This window comes from Sessilibacter sp. MAH3, from assembly GCF_054658275.1.
In genome coordinates, this window is sequence record NZ_BAAGIE010000026.1 from 1 (window position 1) to 19,424 (window position 19,424).

Consider the following 19,424-nt stretch of genomic DNA (forward strand, 5'->3'; position numbering starts at 1 on the left):
AAATTCGCGTTTTTTTAGTGAGTTGAGACTAAAGAAACTGGGATTAGACTGCTCAAAAGCGAAAATTAAACAGTATATGAACTAATAATGTGACCGATTGACCCTTTGGTGCCTTTTTACCAAACTGTTCAGTACCCTTACGTTTATTGTGCTTAGTTCGGCCGGTTTAGTGTTCTTCTGACACGTTCCTCTGACTTAGCCTTCCTTTATTAGAGATTTTTCGTTTTCTCCATCGCTAGATGTGCAGTTTTAACGCTGTTGGCAAGCACTGTTTTGATGATTGAGCTCATCCTTGAGCCTGTGAAGAATCGGAGATCAACAACCATTCCTAGTTAGTTATCAGTCCGTTGATTACGTTATCGACGAGTAAATCAATGGTTTCTAGTCATGAAAATTTATTTCAGGTTTCCGTTTGCACAGAATTTATCAAAGCCCTTTTAACATTGCTCGTGGCGCTTTCGATAATGCCGTTATGTAATGTAATTACTTGATCGGCACAATAAAAGTAATAGTCATCATGGGTAATTGCGATGATGGTTTTCCCTTGAGCTTGTAACTGAGGCAAAATTTTTGTGTAAAAACGGTGTTTAAACTCTGGGTCTTGGTCGGCGGCCCATTCGTCCAGCAAGACTAGTGGTCTGTCTGATACGCATACGTGTAATAACGCTAATCGTTTTTTCTGTCCGGTAGACAAGTCAGTCGTGCTCAAGCGTCCATCAACAACAGATACCTTGTGATCCAGCTTTAATTCTTGCAACCAGTAATCAATGGCGGGTTTTTTACGTTCGTAATCTTTAATTTTGTTAAACAAGTAGAAATCTGCGTACACGGTGATAAACATCTCTTTCAATAATTCTGCCGAAATAAAATTACCGTCAATTGCGACAGAACCAGAGCTTGTGGGATATATTCCGGTGATGATTTTTGAGAAAGTAGATTTACCGCTGCCATTACCGCCGACAATAAAATAGCAGCCACCCTGGTGCAGAGATAAGTCAATTGGCCCTAGCTGAAATTGATAGTCATTGTTTAAATGGTGATTGTTCGTGTGACGATGGTTTAAATTGCGATCGTTTAAATGGTTACTGTTTACTGTATTGTTGAATACGCCATAATTGAAGGTAATTTCACTGAAGGTAATACTCTTAAACGGCAGTTTTACGGTATAAGATTGATCAATAGTAGATGATTTCACACCATTAACGACCTTGTTTTCTACCGGTGTTGGTGCGAGTTCAAGCTGATTGATTTTACGCGCAGCAATAACTCCGTTGGTAATCGCCGGAATCATTTCAACAAGCCCGGTTAACGGTGAACGCATAAAGAGTATGGTCACCACAAAGCTGCTTACCGTAGCTAAACTCAAGTTTAAACCAAGCGTTTGATAGACAATACCACCGAATAACACCACGGCACCCAGCAGTAAAAAAACCAAAGCAACCGTCCAGTTTAAATTTAACGACCAAAATAGATCCGACTTTTTTTGCGCACTTTTGCAATTGTTCGCCGCAGATTTTAAATCAACATCCAATAAAGACTGTTTTCTAAGGGCATCTAGCTCAAGCTCTTTTGCGCCGTAAATAACTTCGTTATAACAAGCAAACAAATCATCTTCATAATCTCGAACTTGTTTTAAATATTTCACCATTTTTTTAGTAATAAAACGGTCAACGACTAATCCGAGCGCTACTACAACCAGCGTTAATGCCAAAAAAATCAAAGACAAATAACCCAGATACGCAATAGATGCAGCTATTAAAAAAGCGTTATAAAAAGCCATGGGTGCGCGATTAAATGCCTGCGCGATAGTTTGAATGTCTTTAGCAAGAACGGCGTGCAAGCGGTGTGCCCCCGCCTTTTCTTTAATAATAAATTCAGTGTTGAGCATTCGACTAAACACATTAACGCGCAATTTATAAACAATATCTTGACCAAATCGCATGAGCTTAACTTGCGCCACTGCCCCGCTTACAATTAGCAACAACCATAAGCACAGAAAATACCATACGATATTAGGTTCAAGATTACCGCTGATTAGGTTCTGTCCTTCAATTTGTTGGTTTAGATAATTAATGAGTAAAATACCTATGGCCGCGCTAATTGCACTCATAATCAAGGCAAATATTAGCTCGCGTTTTGATTCATACATTAAATTTTTTAGTAGCTGCACGGTTAAAAACCCAACGAATTTAATAATTGCGGTTTAAACTTATCATTGCTAACAATGCTAAAGTGATCATCTTCGATACGTTTTACGTTCAAATCCACTTTATTACTGAAATTCTGCCAGTCTGAAATAATTTGTTCATTGTTACGAACGCGATTCTCACTAAGCCATACATCAACACAATGATTTTTAGGCTTAACAATAAGCCGCTTGGCGGTCATATTTATGCTTTTTTCGGTCATAAATCTTAATTTTAGCAACTCTAATAATTCTTCATTGGGTAGAGATTGATTATCGTCTAATACCAACGCGACAATCTTATCTAACAAGCCTAATTGTTTGGATTTTTTAAGTAAAAACCCTAAACCTTGTTGGTAGAGTGATGTTTTATTATCGATGCGTTCAGTCTTGAGATACTCTTCGTATTCGTCTTTTATTCTTCTTATATCGGTTTCAGGGATGGCGACGTTGTAAAAATTCTTAAAATTTAAAAAGTCCTTCCAAAGCTCTGTGCTTGATTGTAAATAATCGGTGTTATGTTGATGATTATCTTCTGCACCTTCTAAATTGATGAGATTGGCCGCGTCGTAATCAATAACGCCAACCCAAGCGACCACGCGCTTGTGGTGCGCAACTAAGCGATCGGCTACGGCTAAGGCTAAATGACCGCCTAAGCACCAACCAAGTAGGTTTATTGGGTCATTATCGTTAACCGAGGCTAAAACCTGCTCACAGTACTGATCTAATAATGTGTCTGTTGAGATTTGATTTTTTGTGTGATTGTTTAAAGCTATTTTTTGTCTACTTTCAATTCCATAAACTTGAATTGATGCGTTGCTCAAAAAAGACGCCAGATTTGCATAAGCCTCTACCCCGCCTCCGGCTGGATGAAAGCACACCAACTTAGTCACTGGATTGTCTACAACGTTTAATAAGCGTCGTTGGATAACATGTCTTAATTGTTGGTCACTTTTGTGATCGATAAAGTCTGCGAGTTCTTTGGCCGTGGGATATTCAAATAACGCCGTCATAGGCAAGCATAATTCTGTTTGTTGGTTTTGATTTAGGCGTTTATTTAATGCAATTGTTGACTGTACCGCTAATAACGAATTACCACCGTTGGCAAAAAAATCGTCCTGTAAAGTGAGTGTTTTGTTCAACACCTGAGACAGCGTCTCTATTACCCATTGTTGGGTTTGGTTAAGGCTCTGGTCATTGGCTTTAGAGTGGCTGTTTCTGTTAAATCGATTCTCTTGTAAGGATTGTTTAACCATCAGCGTTAAGGCATTTCTATCGGTTTTACCGCTCGAATTAAGCGGAAATTCGTTATAGAACACAATCTGATTGGGCACCATGTAATACGGTAGATGTTGAGCCAATACTGCTTTAATTGAGTCTTGGTCGACTACCGAATCTGGTGACGATACTTTTGATTCACCGTTATTTAATACCGCACAAACTATGATCTGCTCATCAATTACCAAAGCGCACGAATGCTTAATATATTCATACGATGACATTTCGCTTTCAATTTCGCCAAGCTCAATTCTATGACCGCGAATTTTAACTTGGTTATCTTTACGTCCAAAAAACTCCAATTCATCGCGGGCATTAAGTCTGGCTAGATCGCCGGTTTTATAAATTCGACGACTATAACCATTTACATCTTTCCAATGTATAAAACTTGCTTGGGTAAGATCGTCGCGGTTGTAATAACCTTCGGCTAATCCAGCTCCGCCGATACACAACTCCCCTACTCGGGTTTTATCAAGTAATCGGTTGTGTTCATCCAAAATATAAATGTCGGTATTGGCAATGGGTCTACCTAAGGTAATATTTCCGGTGCTATTACCGTCGCAGCGGTTATCGCGATAATTATTGATATTGTTTGCTCCGAAACTGTATTCACCGAGGTCGGTTTTATCAGCGCGATTAATCCACTTGGCGGTGGACCATATGGTTGTTTCGGTCGGCCCATACACGTGCAGTAATTGTATGCCGCGAGCGCAAATTTTGGCCGCTAGACTGTCCGATAACGCTTCGCCTCCACAGATACCTACAAAACCGGGTGGAAATTCAACCTCAAGCGCCATTAACATTGCCCAGGTTGTAGGCGTTGCCTGTAAATGAGTAATATTCTTTTGCAAAATCAGCTCAAAAAGCGCTTCTGGATCGCGCTGATGCTCTTTTTTACCCAACACCAAATTTGCGCCAGTACACAGCGGCAACCATATTTCTAGACCTGAAATATCAAAAGAGATGGTGGTTAAAGCAAGGAAGCTATGAGTTTTATTGAGTTTAAGAATATCTTGAAAAGCGGCTAAAAAATTATCTAATGCACGATTACCAATTTGAACGCCCTTGGGTTTTCCCGTAGAGCCCGACGTAAAAAGAATGTACGCGATGTTATTGCTAAGCGTAGAAAAACTAATCTTGCGAACAAGTGAGGGCTGTAATGGCGCATCGTTTACTGGCAGTTTATGGGTTAATAAATTTTCAATATAAACCGTTGGGTTGTAACAAATTAACTGCTTAAAAGCAGACGTGTTCGCGGTATCGTCGTCGCTTATAGTTGCAAAATCTTCTGGTGAAAATACCTTGTCGGATAGATTGGTGTGAACATCGGTTAGAAATACGATGGGTTTTGATTGATTCAATATGTATGTAATTCTTTCATCGGGTAAATCTGGATCAATAGCAACATAACCCGCACCAATAAAACGAACTGCAAGGTATGAAACCAGTAAACTTATTGAACGCGGTAAACTGATTGCTATTAATGGTTGTTTTTGTAATCTAGAGTCAACGTCGATAAGCTCATTAAGTTTTTCCGCAAGTTTGTGTGCGCATAAAAATAATTGATCAAAATAAACTTCACGCTCGTTGTTATCGTTGTAATAAGTAAAGAGCGATTGTTTATTGTTTTTTGATTTAGATAAGCCGTTATTTAAATATTCTTCAAAAAAGCAATGCTGATTAGATGACAAGAGTGCTTTATTTTTTGTAGCGTAACTTGAGCTAGAAGCATGATTAACATCACAAAGCTCCATTACACATTCTTGGTACAGGGCTGTTAAATACTCGACGGTCTCTGGTTTACAATGTTTAGCGGCACATTCAAAAACACCATAAAATGTCTCTTGATTACGAGTAATCTCAAGGCTTACATCAAATTTAGCAGATAAACCCGCTATTATTTGATCGTTAAAACCCAAATTGCCAACACCTTTGGTATTTTTATCGACCTGTTTAAAATTGAAAAAAGCATTAAATAGCGATCCAACCTGTTGAGCGGTAACATTATTAAACAAGGCAAGTAAGTGCTCGTAGGGAAAACTGGCGTTGTTTAACGCCCCTATTTGTTGCTGATGTATATCGCCAATGAACAGATCCAGATTTTCGTGAGAATCTGTAAATTCAGCAAAAGATACCTGCGTGTTGATAAAACAACCTACTATGTCGTTGAGTTGATCGGATTCACGATTGGTTAGAGCGTATCCTACACTGGTTAGACGATTACCACTGACGCGAAATAATAATCGATGATAAGCTGCAAGCAGCAACGAATTTTCCGAAATCTTCAATCGCTTAGCTTTTTGCTCGACGGCATTTTTCAGTGAAGATTCCAGAAAAAATTCACGTTTAATGGCATCACTTTTTTGAATTAGTGTAGACGAGCGATCTTTAATCAATACTGGCGAATCAATATTCGATAAATCATGACCTGACTCGATCAAACCTTTAAATTTACTTTGCCAATAATCTTTTTGGTTCTGATATTGTTCAGAGTTAAACCAGTCATTTTGCCACAAAGCATAATCGCTGTATTGCAAATCGATAGGGGGTTGTTTGGGCGCGGTTAAATCGTCAACCGTAACGCCATTTTTTAGTTGCGCGGCAAAATGCCAATAATTATGCAAAAATTCATCGCTGAGTATTTCGCTAGAACGTGCATCAGAAACTATATGATGAATACAAATTAATAAATGCTGCTGAGTTTGTGGTTGTACTTTATGACAATCGCTAAGATTATTATCTTGTGAGGTAACTTTGAGCAAACAAGCGCGTATCAACGGCGGTTTATTCAGCGTAAACAGCGTGTTAAACCACTGTGAGCAAAAATCGGTTAGCGCTTCAGCGTTAGTGTGATCAGTTTCTAATTTAAAACTGATTTGGTCAAATGCCAGAACTTCCTGTTCGGGATTCGCGGTATTTTCATTTAAATAAAAACGCGTACGTAACGACGGATGATGACCAATTAAACATTGAAGTGCTGGTTCTATGGCTCGCAGGTCAACGCTTTTATCCAAGATAAAATGCCTAGGGATATGGTAACTGGCATCATTTTCGATGGTTTGCGTCAACCAAATACGCTGCTGACTGGAAGACAACGGAAACACGCCGGTTGTTGCGTGCTTTTTAATCTGCGTACCAACGGCAGGTGTCGCCCCATGAGCTTTTGTCCGCTCGCAAGCGTCGATTACTTCATTGCTATTATCGTCTAGCAGCTTATCGTCTAGCAGCAATGAAAGTAGTAATTCATCATCAAACTGCACCGGCGGGCTCCTGTGAGTGACGTTGTGCAAGTAATACAGCTTTTTCTTCGTCAGACATATTTCGTAGCTTCAAACGCGCCTTAGCAATTGCTTCTAGTTTGGCTTTGTTGTCACTATTAGCCAGTAAAAATTGCGATAAATCAGAAGGCGTTGGATTTTCAAACACAATGCCTGGCGGTAATACAATGTTGACTTGTTGGCTTAAAGCCGCTGCGATTTTAATCGCAATTAACGAATGGCCACCTAAAGCAAAAAAATCATCATTAATGCCAATTGGTTTACGGGTTAATTTGTCTTGCCAAATTTCACAGACGAGTGTTTCTAGCGCGCTTTGAGGTGCTACAAATTCCGTGTTATTAGTCTGAATGACACAGGTATCAATCTTGGCTAAATCTATCTTTCCCGACGCCAATAATGGAATACCGGTAATAAAACGATACTGACTAGGACACATATAATCCGGTAATGCCGATGCCAGTGACTGTTTTAGACTTTGTTCAAGCAGTAGAAGATCAACCGTGCTCGAAGTTGTTTGTATGTAGGCAATTAAAACTTGGCTCGATTGGTCATCAACTTTAACCAACGCTTTTTTTACGTGTTGTTGTGCTTCAATGACGGAACAGATCGCATCCAATTCAACGCGAAAACCTCGTACCTTCACCTGTTGATCTTTACGAGCTAGAATTTCTAACTGACCGTTAATTGTAAAGCGCGCAATATCGCCCGTTAGATAAACTAAGTCGTCTTTGCCATTAATCATTAACGATTTAAAGCGTCGAGCAGTTTCAGACGGCAAATTCCAATAACCCATGGCTACTTGTTGACCAGAAATAGCCAACTCACCGATTGAGCCCGTTGAAACGGGTTCTAGGTTGTTGTTTACGAGTACAAGTGTGTTGCCCGATAACGGCCGCTGCAATAAAAATTGCGGGTTATCTTTGTTGTAACGGCCAATGGCTACGCCAACAGTGGTTTCTGTTGGGCCATAATGGTTGTAAATAGAAATCGCAGCATCACACTGGTGAATAGCATCAATTAGCGTCGCACTAGCTTTTTCGCCACCAAAGATTAAACCGCTGCTGGGTAGGTATTTAGGTATTGTGTTGGTATCGCCTATTAACGCCTGAAAATGCCCCGGTACGATTTTGAGAAATTCTATTGCATTACCCTGATGCTTAAATGATTCAATATAATTCGAGAAAGCAATTGCATTGGTGCGTGTTTGATCGGGTATTAAATTTACGCAACCGGCCTGTAACCACGCCGAAAAAATACAGGTATACGCGAGATCGGTACTCAACGATGAGGCTACCGCACAATGAACACCTTGTTTAAAACCTAACTGCTCAGCAATGGCGAAGGCGTAATTAGAAATCTGCTGACGACCGATGATAACGCCTTTGGGTTTACCCGTGGTTCCTGATGTATACAAAATATAAGCGGGAATATTGTTTGTAGGTCGATGAAAATCGTAGTCATCTCGTACAGAACTGGAATCACTCGCAAAATTCAGATTTTCATAGCTGATCATCTGATGATTAAAATCACCGATGCCCTGCTCCTGCGCTTTTAATCGTAAATATTCTATATCCGCAAAAGAATTAGCAATAATGCTCGCGTTCGTTTCTTGTAAAATAGATAAAATATTACTTTCTGGCTGTTTGATATCTACCACAATAAAAGCGCGATTTGCCATCCAGCTGGCGAGTTGGCAAATTAAGGTTTCTGCTTTTTGGCCTAATAAAATGGCAACCGGTGCTGATTGTTGCGAATTAGCATTTAAAGTCGTGTTGTTTAGCTGGTTTGCAAGAGTGTGTGCTTGATGAACAACCTCACCGTAAGTCCACTGCTTGTGACCTTCGATAATAGCGATGTGATTACTGTTACTTATTGCCGCAGATAATATTGCCTCTAAAACGTCGCCTTTGTACGAAGTTTGTCGGTTAATCCAAATATCATTCAATGACTGGTCAAGAGCAGACATGTAATTGACATTATTTAAGCTAAATTGTTTATCTTTAGAGGTAAATAAGTATTGCTGCAAGATTGATTTAAATTGATCCGCCAACAGCGTCGCAGCTAATTCGTTAATTCTGTTATTGATGGTAACAGTAATTGACAACTCGCCAGAAACCGACGCTGACACGGTTAATTTAAGCGCAATCTGCTCGGGTGGTTCCAAAGTTGACGGCGTAGGTTTAAAACTAATTCTTGATGTATTTTTTTTAGATTGAGCATTTTCACTTGAATTACTATCAGCAATAATATTACAAGAATTTTTAAATTCGTAGGCAACATTGGCAAATTGTAAGCAGCTGTTTGGCAGTGCTTCAATATATTCGGAACTTAATTCATACTCGTGCAATGCGTTATCGATATAATCTTGAAAAGATTGTTCGGCAGTTAATACAAAATGAAAAGGCGCTAATCTAGCAAAGCAACCCATAGAAGTAGACATCTCGTCATATTCATGGCGAGCATCGTAATATTCAACCATAGTAATGCTATCGCTGCCGCTGTGGTCACAAAGCAGTTTTGACCATAAAAGCTTACAAACAACGGCGAGTTCATCATTGGTAAGATTTATTCCATCGGGCAGTGCCACTGTTGTAGAGTGTTGGTGATAAGTTTTTATACTGTTTAACGTTTCATCAAATGTTTCGAGATGAGATAAACTTATCGGCGCAGCGTCTGCATATTTTGCCCAATATTGTTTCGCTTCAAAATTATCTTCATCGTTTTCTAAATCATTAAGCCACTGTGTGAACTCCGAATACTGAATGGTAGATTCACCCAATAAATCTTCAAAAAAATTGTTTTCATCATGATTTTTGCTTAAATCGTCACTAACTAAGCTGTTGTAAATTACCTGTAATTGATGGCAAAAAAGAGATTCACTGGTTTCGTCGAATAAAACATTTAACACTTTAAACATTAAAGAATGTTGGTCTTCAGAGCGCTTTTGCAGATACCAATGTTTAGGCAATAACTCATCGCCTTCACAATAATCTTTGAGCACTACGTTGGATTCTGCTAAGTATTCAACCACCGGTATTGTTAAATCAACATCGTCAACTAACTGTGCTCGCAGAATGTCATTAAATTTAATGATCTTTTCGAGTGCTTGTTTTAAAAGATCAACGTCTGCAAGGCCATTAATTACAACAGTAACAATTCGGCTGTCACTGCTCAAAGTCAGTTGCTTTTGAATGGTATTCAAAGAAAAAATCATAGCAAAAATTCCTAGTTAAAGACCAACTGTCGGCGGTGACCAAACGTCGGATTGTTCATACATATCGGCCATAGCTACCGCGATTTTGCGAGGTCCTTTAAAAGGGTCTCTGGCATGGGCAATTAGCATATTGTCAACCATTAGAACGTCTCCAGCCTGCCACGACGGTCGAATTGCGTTGACTTCGTATAATTCGCCAATTACCGCCATTTCTTCGTCAGAAATAACCGAACCATCACCGTAATAGACATTTCTCGGTAGTTGGTCTTGGTCGACTAAAGCCACAAGATCTTGTCGTACCTCAGGCTCTAAACACGCGGGATGGTGTAATTGAACTTGATTGAAAAAACTAAATTCTTGAGTTATTGGATGTTTAATAATTCCGGGGGAACGTTGACTTATTTGTAAGCCTTTATTGTTCTGCAACCATTGCCACTGAATTTTTGATGTCTCACAAATGGTTTCTACCTGTTGTTTTGAATCGGTTTTAAAGAAGTCCTGCCAGCTTACGTCTACGCCGGGTAAAAAGGTGCGTGCATACAGTAAGCCGTTATTGAGCAGTTTATATTTGATATTCTCAGGTAATTGTTGATACACAAGACGGCAATCAACTATGGGTGTGGCACCACCTTCGGTGGCGACAATTTCTGAGAAAAACCATTGTTTACGCGGCCAGCGGCTCATGTGTGAGCTTTCGTTATGGAATAAAATCATTCGATCATCAGGGTATGGCGTCGAACGATAAATATTTTTGCCGCCCTCTTTCTTAGGTAAATCACCATATTTACCAAATAATTGAGGATGCATAGACTCTACAAATTGCTCGAAATCTACTGGCGTTTGTAAACCAAAATTTCTAAATAATACCGCACCATGACTCAGCAATTTTTCATGGATAGTATCAATATATTCCTTTACCCAAACAGTTGAATTAATGTCTGAATTATTACAAAGAAAGACGTAAGGTAATGCATCACTACCGCTGGATGAACGTACCCAGCGCCCAAACGTTACCCGGTTTTTGTCGTCGACAAGGCTTTTTTCATGAGTATCGCACTGTTCTATAATAAGATTGTTATCTAGTGCCGAGTTGTCTTTTTTTGATTTTAGATATTTTAATTTACTTAATTTATTTTTCTTAGAGTCGACACGCTCAATTTTTGTAGGCTTCAGATCACTCAGTGACGCAATTTTTTGATTGGGATTACGGGTTAAGGTATTCAAAATCTCACTCAACTGTGTGGCGTAATGGTTAATGGTAATGTCGTCGAATATTGAGCAGTCATAAACCCATTGAAGTTCGCATTGTTTATCGAGATTAATAAATACCGATAAATCAAAACGAGCTGTTTGATTGCTGTTTGGCAAAACCGATACTGATAAATCTGGCAAATGAATATCTGCCGCTGGCGTGTTTTGCATTACCAATAAGAATTTTATTAACGCACTTCTGTCGCTGCTGTTATTCGCTCGGTAGTGCTCAATGACTTTTTCATAGGGTTGCTGCTGAAATTCGTTTACTTCAAGGAAATGTTCTTTTTCATGCGATACTATTTCTGCGAATGTGGAGTGTTCATCAACCGATAATCGCAAAGGTAATAAGTTAATGAAAAAACCGACCAAAGGTTCTAGATCTGGCGAAGGTCTGTTGGCGAAATCTGTTCCTATGACTACATCATTTGCGCTAACGAGCCTTGCTAACCATACTCTAAATATTGCAGACAGCACTATAAACTCACTGGTATTTTGAGCTCTAGCAAAAGATTTAATGACCGCCGTTTGCTCTTGGGATAGCAGCACGTTAAGGCGTTTTGCCAACCCATTTTTTCTCACCTGACCTGATGAATTTTGTGGCCATTGGAAGTTTTTATAATTTTTGAGTTGCTGTTGCCAAAATTCATCTAATTGTTCGCCGTAGCTTTTTGTGAACTGTTTGTGTTGCCAAATGCTATAGTCTTTATATTGTATCGTTAAATTCGGCAGTACAAACTGTTCCTGATTAGAGTCTTTCGTGTAGCTGCTGTAGATTTTGGTAAATTCTGCCACCAGGTTATTCATCGACCACTCATCGGTAATAATATGGTGAATAATAAAAATTAAATAATATTGACTTGGTGAGGATTCAATTAAATACACATTGAATGGCAGTTGTGTTTGCAAATCAAATCTTTGTTTTAGCAGTTCATTACGTAAATTTTCAACGTCTGTATCTGTACAACCAGTTATTTTTTGTGTGGTAAACGGTAGTGCCGTTGTGTCATCAATTACTTGCTCTAAATGCTCGCCGATAAGTTCAAAGCGCGTTCTTAAACTTTCATGACGATCAAAAATAGATTTAATGGCAAGATTAACGGCTTCAAGGTTAACGGCACCTTTCAGCTTAACCGCTAGGCTCATATTGTATGCAGCGGGCGTAAACTGCTCGGCCAACCATAAGCGATATTGCTGCGTTGATACCGGCGCACGTTTAGCGAAAGACGCTTCTATTTTCACCAAGCCAGAGATAGATGTGTGTGTCGATTCCGCTGTAGTTAATTTGGCATCACACAAATTTGATAATTGGCCTATGGTGGCATTATCAAAAAATTGCCTTAAATTAATTGGGTTTTCAAAATTAAAATGGGTGTTAATTCTGGCAAGTGCTTGTGATGCCAATAATGAATGACCGCCCAACTCAAAAAAGTTATCGGTGTTTCTTAATTCAACATCGGTATAATTTGGAAACAGTAATTCCTGCCAAGTGTTTAAAACTATTCCTTGAGTTTGTGAGCAGTCGGCGTTGATATTTTGCTGCGTTTCTTTAGTGGTGTCATTAATGTCTATTCCAGCAAGGGCTAACCGATCAATTTTACCGTTGGTATTTAAAGGTAGATTCTCCAGCACGGTAAAACATTGAGGTACCATATAAGTTGGAATTAGCGCTTTCAGTTGTGCAACGATTAGATCTTTTTTCGCGAAATCTGTGCGTTGTGTATCTTCTACTAGTTGTATAAAAGCCGCTAAATAGGCATGTTCATCGGTGTCTTTCAGTATCACAGCTGCTTGTTGTATACCTGAAATAGACTCTAGCGCGTTTTCAATTTCGCCCAGCTCTATGCGATAACCACGTAATTTAATTTGCGAATCGGTGCGACTAACAAACTGTAAATCACCGTTGTTGTTGTATCGAACACGATCGCCGGTTTGATAAAACCGAGTGGCTAGGTGTTTGTATTTTTCTAAGTGAACGAATTTCTCGCGTGTTAGCTGTTCTTGTCCCGCATATCCTTTTGCTAACCCGTGACCACCAATAAAGAGTTCACCCACCGCACCTACCGGCACCTGATTATGGTTTGAATCTAAAACCAAGCACTGAGTATTTAAAATGGGTTTGCCTATGGCAACATTGCCACTGTAATGCGAAAAATGATTGGACACTTGATAACAGGTAGACCAGATTGTGGTTTCCGTTGGCCCATAAACGTTAAACACTGTTTTAGTGTGGTTTTGAATACGCCGAGCAAGCGATTCACTTAAGGCTTCGCCACCGCAAATTGCGGTAACCTGAGATAACAATGTTGGAGTTTTTGCCGCGGTTACTTGCTCAAGTAATAACTTCCAACCGGATGGTGTAGCCTGTACTAAATTAACGCCGTATTTAGCGATTAAGTCACTTAATTCGGAGACACGCTGCGCTTCGCTGGCAAGCACTACCGTTGCACCATGTACCAAGGGTAACCACAGTTCTAAACCGGCAATATCGAAAGTAATGGTGGTAGATGCCAAACACACATCGGTATCATTTAGCTGGAAAATATTCTGCATTGCCTGCAAGAAATTATTAAGCGGATCAAACTCAATCAGTACGCCTTTGGGTTTACCCGTTGATCCCGATGTATACAAACTGTAGGCGAGCGGATTTTGACCGGGAAGCGCTTGCTGCGTTAGGTAGTCGAGTTCTTCAGGTGTAGTAACGGTGTTTTTAAGAACCTTATCGACATTAACTGTTATCCCGCTGAAGCCATCAATGTTGGTTGTATTGCTTACGATACAAACAGAGGCGCGACAAGATTCAATAATTAATTGATTTCTATCTTTAGGGTGATTTGGGTCTATTGGAACATAGGCTTTTCCTGCCAACCAACAAGCCAACAAGCTAATGGGTAGACTGCGGTCACGTTCTAAACAAATAATAACCGCGTTGTTTTCTGGCTGAATATCGGATTGTTCGAGCCGGGAATTTATTTCGGCCGATAATGACCAAGCACCTAGTAATAAATTTTGGTAACTAAGACTACCAAACTGATCAATAATTGCCGTTTTATGTTTTTGCTTAATACCTTGAGTGATAATGTCTCGAACAGCATTTATAGATACTTCACCTTGCGTTGTATTGGTAACGTTTAGAAGTTGTTGATTGTTTTCGGTGATGTCATCAAATTCTGCTAATTTTTTGGCTGTTGCATGTAAAGACTCTTTTGATTCATTCAACAACCACTGTAACGATAGACTAAAATAATCCTGTAGATTTTTGATAGTCGCTTTGCTAAAACACTCTGCTTTATATTCCCATTCAAGCTGATAAGTTCTTTGTTGTGGCGCACGAGTTTCAGTCACATCTAATGTTAATTCAAATTTAGCAATAGACTGCCCGAAATGATTGCGATCAATGGTTACCGATTCATTATCTATGGACTCAGTTTTATTAAAATTACTGTGCTGAAAGTTAAACAACACGTTAAATAACGGTGTTTTAGTGGTGTCTCTGTGTTGTTCTAATTCTTTTACCAAACACTCAAAAGGTACGTTTTGATGATTTAATGCTGCCTGAACATTTTCTTGACTAGTGGTAATAAATTCGCTTGCCGATTGTTCGGGTTTTAAATCAAAAGGAATTACCAGTGTGTTGATAAACAATCCAATAATATCGTTTAAATCAGGATGAACCCGACCACTTACAGGTAGACCAATTCGAAATTGAGACTGCTGACAAACACGATACAGGGCAAGCGCAAAACTCGATAACAATAAATTAGACGCCGTTAAGCCTTGAGTTTGAGTCAATAAATACTCATCGAGCTGGCGACACAAATCGTTAGAAAGTTGCGCGGTAAATAAACCACTATGATGTCTTGCATCACTAAGATTGGGTGTGCCGGTTACCGATGTGTCATTGGGTAAATTTAAATAAGAAGGCGTTGTTGCTAAAAAAGATTGCCAAAAATGGATGTCGTCACTAAACGATTGCTGCCTTTGCCAGATTGCGTAGTCGGAATACTGAACACGAGCTGCTTTTACATTGTCCGCTGGTAATTCGCTAATCCATTCATTGTTTTGTGTATTCTTATCTTCACAGTAATGTGTGTAATGCGCAATGGCTTGTTCGGTAAACAAACGCATAGACCAACCGTCGGTAATAATGTGATGAAGCTTGAGCAACAAAATTGACTCGTCTTGTTGTTCAATAATCGCCGCTCTTAATAAAGGTGGTTGGTCAAGACAAAAGCCGTGTTCAGTCCAGATTTTTGCCGTGTCTATTGAGGGTAATATTTCGATCGAAAAATGATTGACTGCGGTAAAACCGTCAATAACGAAGGCGCGATATTGTCCGGCCGATTGTTTAAATCCCATGCGAAAGGATTCGTGCTCAAAGATAAGGTGTTTAAGTGTGCGCTCAATTGCTTGCTGATTAATTTTTTGTGCAAAGCATAAAGCCACATTAAGGTGATAGCTGTTGTCACCGCCGTTAAAATCTTCTAACCAGGCGATTCTCTCTTGTGAGAGTGATAACGGAAATGAATTTAAATCTTTTTCGACAATACTTATGTCAGTAGCTGTTTTTTCAGAATCAATTTTTTCAAAACCGTTCTTCTTAACAACACCTTCACTTACTGTTAAATCTTTGCTATTAACATCATCGCTAGGATTATTGGGCAGTAGTTTTGAAATCGATTTTTTCTTAAAAAATTCTTTCGGCGTTAGCTTTATTCCCGATTTTCTCGCCAGAGCAATAACCTGTAGGCTTAAAATAGAATCGCCGCCCACGCGGAAAAAATCATCGTGAATGGTTAGATCGTCCCGTTGCAGAACTTTACGCCAAATCGATAAAAGTTGCTGTTGGTCTTCAGTAACCACAACGGCAGTCACAATAGCGTTTTGTTTGCCGTTGTTATCGAGAATGTTTTGCTGAACATTGTTTAATTTTTGAGAAGATTCAAGATAATCGTTGATAAGTTTTTTACGATCAATTTTGCCGCTAGCTAAGAGCGGAAATTGCTCTAAAATTCGTAATGTCTCAGGCACCGCATAATTTGGTAGTTGTTGCTCTAACGATTGAGTAATCTGTTCGATGTATTTTTCAGTATTTTGTTTTTGAGAGATTTCCCCGGTGATAAACGCAACCAAGCGATTGACTGGTTGATCATCAACGTTACCGATGAATAATGCTACGGCGTTTGATATTCCTTCAAAAGCTTCTAGCTTCTGTTCGATTTCATTCAGTTCTACACGATTACCGCGTATTTTCACCTGATTATCGTTGCGGCCAATATATTCAATGTTACCCAGCTTATTTATACGTACTTGATCAGAGGTTTTATACACGCGAAGGTGTTCACCCAAAATGTCAACTTCGATAAAACTGTGATCGGTTGCTGTAGGGTCATCGTGATATCCATCTGCCAAGGCGTCACCGGCAATTGCCAATTCGCCAATACAGCCCGGTACGGTGAGCTGATTATACTCGTTTAAAATCAACGCCCGATATCCCTTGAGTGGTTTACCAATATCAATGCAGCCTTGGGATCGATAGCGAGCAATATCGTTGAGTGTTACAAAATTAATCAAAGCGCCAACGGTTGTTTCTGTGGGGCCATAATGGTTAATTAATTGGCATTGTGGGTTTATTTTTAACAGCGTTTCGGCGGTGTCTGCCGATAATGACTCACCACCGCATACCCAGTAGTAGCTTGGCGACATTAACTCAAGAACCGGTGTAAACGCTTTAACGTGCGATGGTGTTAATTTAATAACGTCTACCGGGTTTTGTTGTAACTTCTTGGCCAACAGCATTGGGTCGTTAATAAGATCCGTGGCAAACCACCGCAAACAATGCCCATTAAGTAATGCACCAAATACGGCGGTATGACCGAGGTCGGTTGCTAAAGAAGAGACACTGGTTAATTGACTGCTATTGGGCAAATTTAACGCGTTGTTAATGGCGCTAGTATAGGTTGACAATGCCCTGTGACTAATGGCGACAGCTTTAGGCTTACCAGTTGAACCGGAGGTAAAAATATAATAAGCAACCGATAAATTTGGGGGAAATGTTAAAATATTAGCTGAAGCGTTACTGTTGAACTGTTTTGATAACTTTTCAATGGCGAGTATATCGTTTTCTAAGGCAATAGAAATGTCGGCAACGTAACCCGTATTATCATCGTTAAAATAATGGCAGTCTGTATTACAGTTGTGCAAGACGCATTTTGGTTTAATAATGGCTAAAAGCTCGTTAATTCTACGATTGGGCCACTGGGCATCGAGCGCAACGTAACTTGCACCTAACTTCCACGCTGCAATAACGGCAATAATTTGCCAATAAGCACGATCACTAACGAATGCTATGCAGTCGTTTTGGTTAATACCTTGTTGCTGTAACACACCGGCCAATAAATTCGCTTGTTGATCGAACTCTGCGTAAGTGAATATTGTTTGCTCCGCTTCATCTTGCCAAATTAATGCAGGTGCGCTGGGTGTTTGGTGAACCCAATGATGATAAGCATTAAATGCCGATGAAATACCGTTATTGGCAATTTCAGAATTGTTGCTAATTGCTTTTACGTTGTTAAATCTTGTGTTTGATGACTTGTATTGGTTAATAACGGACGGTGGTAGCCAGTTCTGTAAATTCAGGTCTATATCATTGTTGAGTTGAAGTAATAGCGCTTCATAATCAACAAGCATTTGCGTAACAGTCGATTCGCGATAGAGTTTGGGATCAAATTCTAAACGTAATTTTACGTCTCCGTTAATAAGTTCTTCTACGCGCAACGTTAATTCAAAACGCGCTTCTTGGGTTTTGCTGAGTATGGGTGTTAGTGATGCGCCATGAATAGACGGTAATTCTGAAGACGGCAAATCAACGTAGACAAACAGTACTTGAAACAATGAGTGGTAAGTAGAAGCACGATCGATATTGAGTGCATCGAGTAAACGATAAAACGGATATTCTTTGTAATCGTATGCGTTTTTAACAGTGTTTTTAACGCTATTAAGGGATGTTAAAAATGGACTGTCGTGAGTAAATTGATCACGCAATACCAGTGTGTTAACAAACATGCCCACAAGGTTTTGCAGTTCTGGCCTATCACGTAAAGCCACCGAGGTGCCCACGTTAATATCGTAGCTGTTGGTGTATTTGCATAACAACCATTTAAACGCAGTTAACAACCAGTGGTAGGGTGTGGCGTTGTGTTGCTGAGTAATATGCGTGAGTTTCTCGAAAAACTGTTTTGATAGGGTTACGTCGACTTCAAAAATATCGGAATCGCTAAGATTATTCGACGGCGCAAAATCTCTAGGTAAAGGTAAGGATAATTGGCAGTTTTGTAGGTGTTTTTGCCAGTAGTCTAACTGAAGTTGCGCATCACTTCCGGCTAACCACTGTTCTTGCCAAATTGCGTAATCTTTGTACGTGGGTAATTCTGTGTTTGTATTCTCGGGTATGTTCTTGGCTAAAACCTGAGTATTTTGTTCGGGTGTATTAGCAGTGTTCTGCAAAAGTTGATCGTAAATTTCACACAAGCGCCCTATCATAATTCCTTCAGACCAAGCGTCAAAAGCAATGTGATGCACGGTAATCGAGAACATCCAGGTTGAGCAATTAAATTGGTTTAGAAAAAACGCAATTGGCGCTTTGGATGATAATTCAAAAGGGATTAATTTCTGCTTGTTGATAATATCGTTTACACGTTGTTGATTTTCTTCATAGGCATAATCAATGCGTTGAAAGTGCCAAACCTCATTGAAAACTGATTCGGGATTGGGTAATAGTGTTTGAATGGGCTTACCGGTTTCGGTATCTCTCAGGTAAATTGTGTAGAAAATTTCATTTTCAATAAAAAACAATTCTAAAGCACGTTTAAAAATCTCAAGATTTAAATCACCTTTAATCAATAAATTAGAATTTAAATTGTATGAGGTTCTTAGGAATTGTGAACCGTCTTCGTCGGCAAGTGTTTGTATAAACCACAAGCTCGACTGTGCAGCACTTAAGGGAATGTTAAGCTGTGTGTTGGCGGAATTACCAACAATTGGTAGCTGCCAAGAATTAATGCCCTGCTCTGCCAATTTTGCTCGAAATACTTGTTGCTTTTCATTAGGTAACGATTGCAGGCGTTGTGCTAACAAACATTTCTTTTGCCAATCTGTGGTGTTTTGTATTGAAAAATTATTCGATACATTTGCTTGAAGTGAGCTTTTTTGAGTCATG

The 19,424-nt window shown here is 39.5% G+C and carries 4 protein-coding genes; all 4 read right to left on the bottom strand.

What is annotated here, in order from left to right; genetic code table 11:
- Nucleotides 1-400: 400 nt before the first annotated feature.
- Genes ACYQ2C_RS14690 through ACYQ2C_RS14705 form a run of 4 tightly spaced genes read right to left on the bottom strand, consistent with a single transcriptional unit; the run spans nt 401 to nt 19,423 of the window.
- On the bottom strand, nt 401-2,170 hold the full coding sequence (locus ACYQ2C_RS14690) for an ATP-binding cassette domain-containing protein (protein WP_460103848.1): 1,770 nt from the start codon (nt 2,168-2,170) through the stop codon (nt 401-403).
- Nucleotides 2,171-2,172: 2 nt separating this feature from the next.
- The gene (locus ACYQ2C_RS14695; RefSeq protein ID WP_460103849.1) at nt 2,173-6,723 is read right to left on the bottom strand and encodes a non-ribosomal peptide synthetase; all 4,551 of its coding nucleotides are present in this window, start codon (nt 6,721-6,723) and stop codon (nt 2,173-2,175) included.
- Nucleotides 6,713-9,955, bottom strand: a complete 3,243-nt coding sequence (locus ACYQ2C_RS14700; RefSeq protein ID WP_460103851.1) for an AMP-binding protein — start codon at nt 9,953-9,955, stop codon at nt 6,713-6,715. Before ACYQ2C_RS14700 ends, ACYQ2C_RS14695 begins: the two co-directional genes overlap by 11 nt.
- Nucleotides 9,956-9,970: 15 nt before the next feature.
- Entirely contained in the window at nt 9,971-19,423 is a 9,453-nt protein-coding gene (locus tag ACYQ2C_RS14705) for a non-ribosomal peptide synthetase (RefSeq protein ID WP_460103852.1), read from the bottom strand.
- Nucleotide 19,424: the final 1 nt, after the last annotated feature.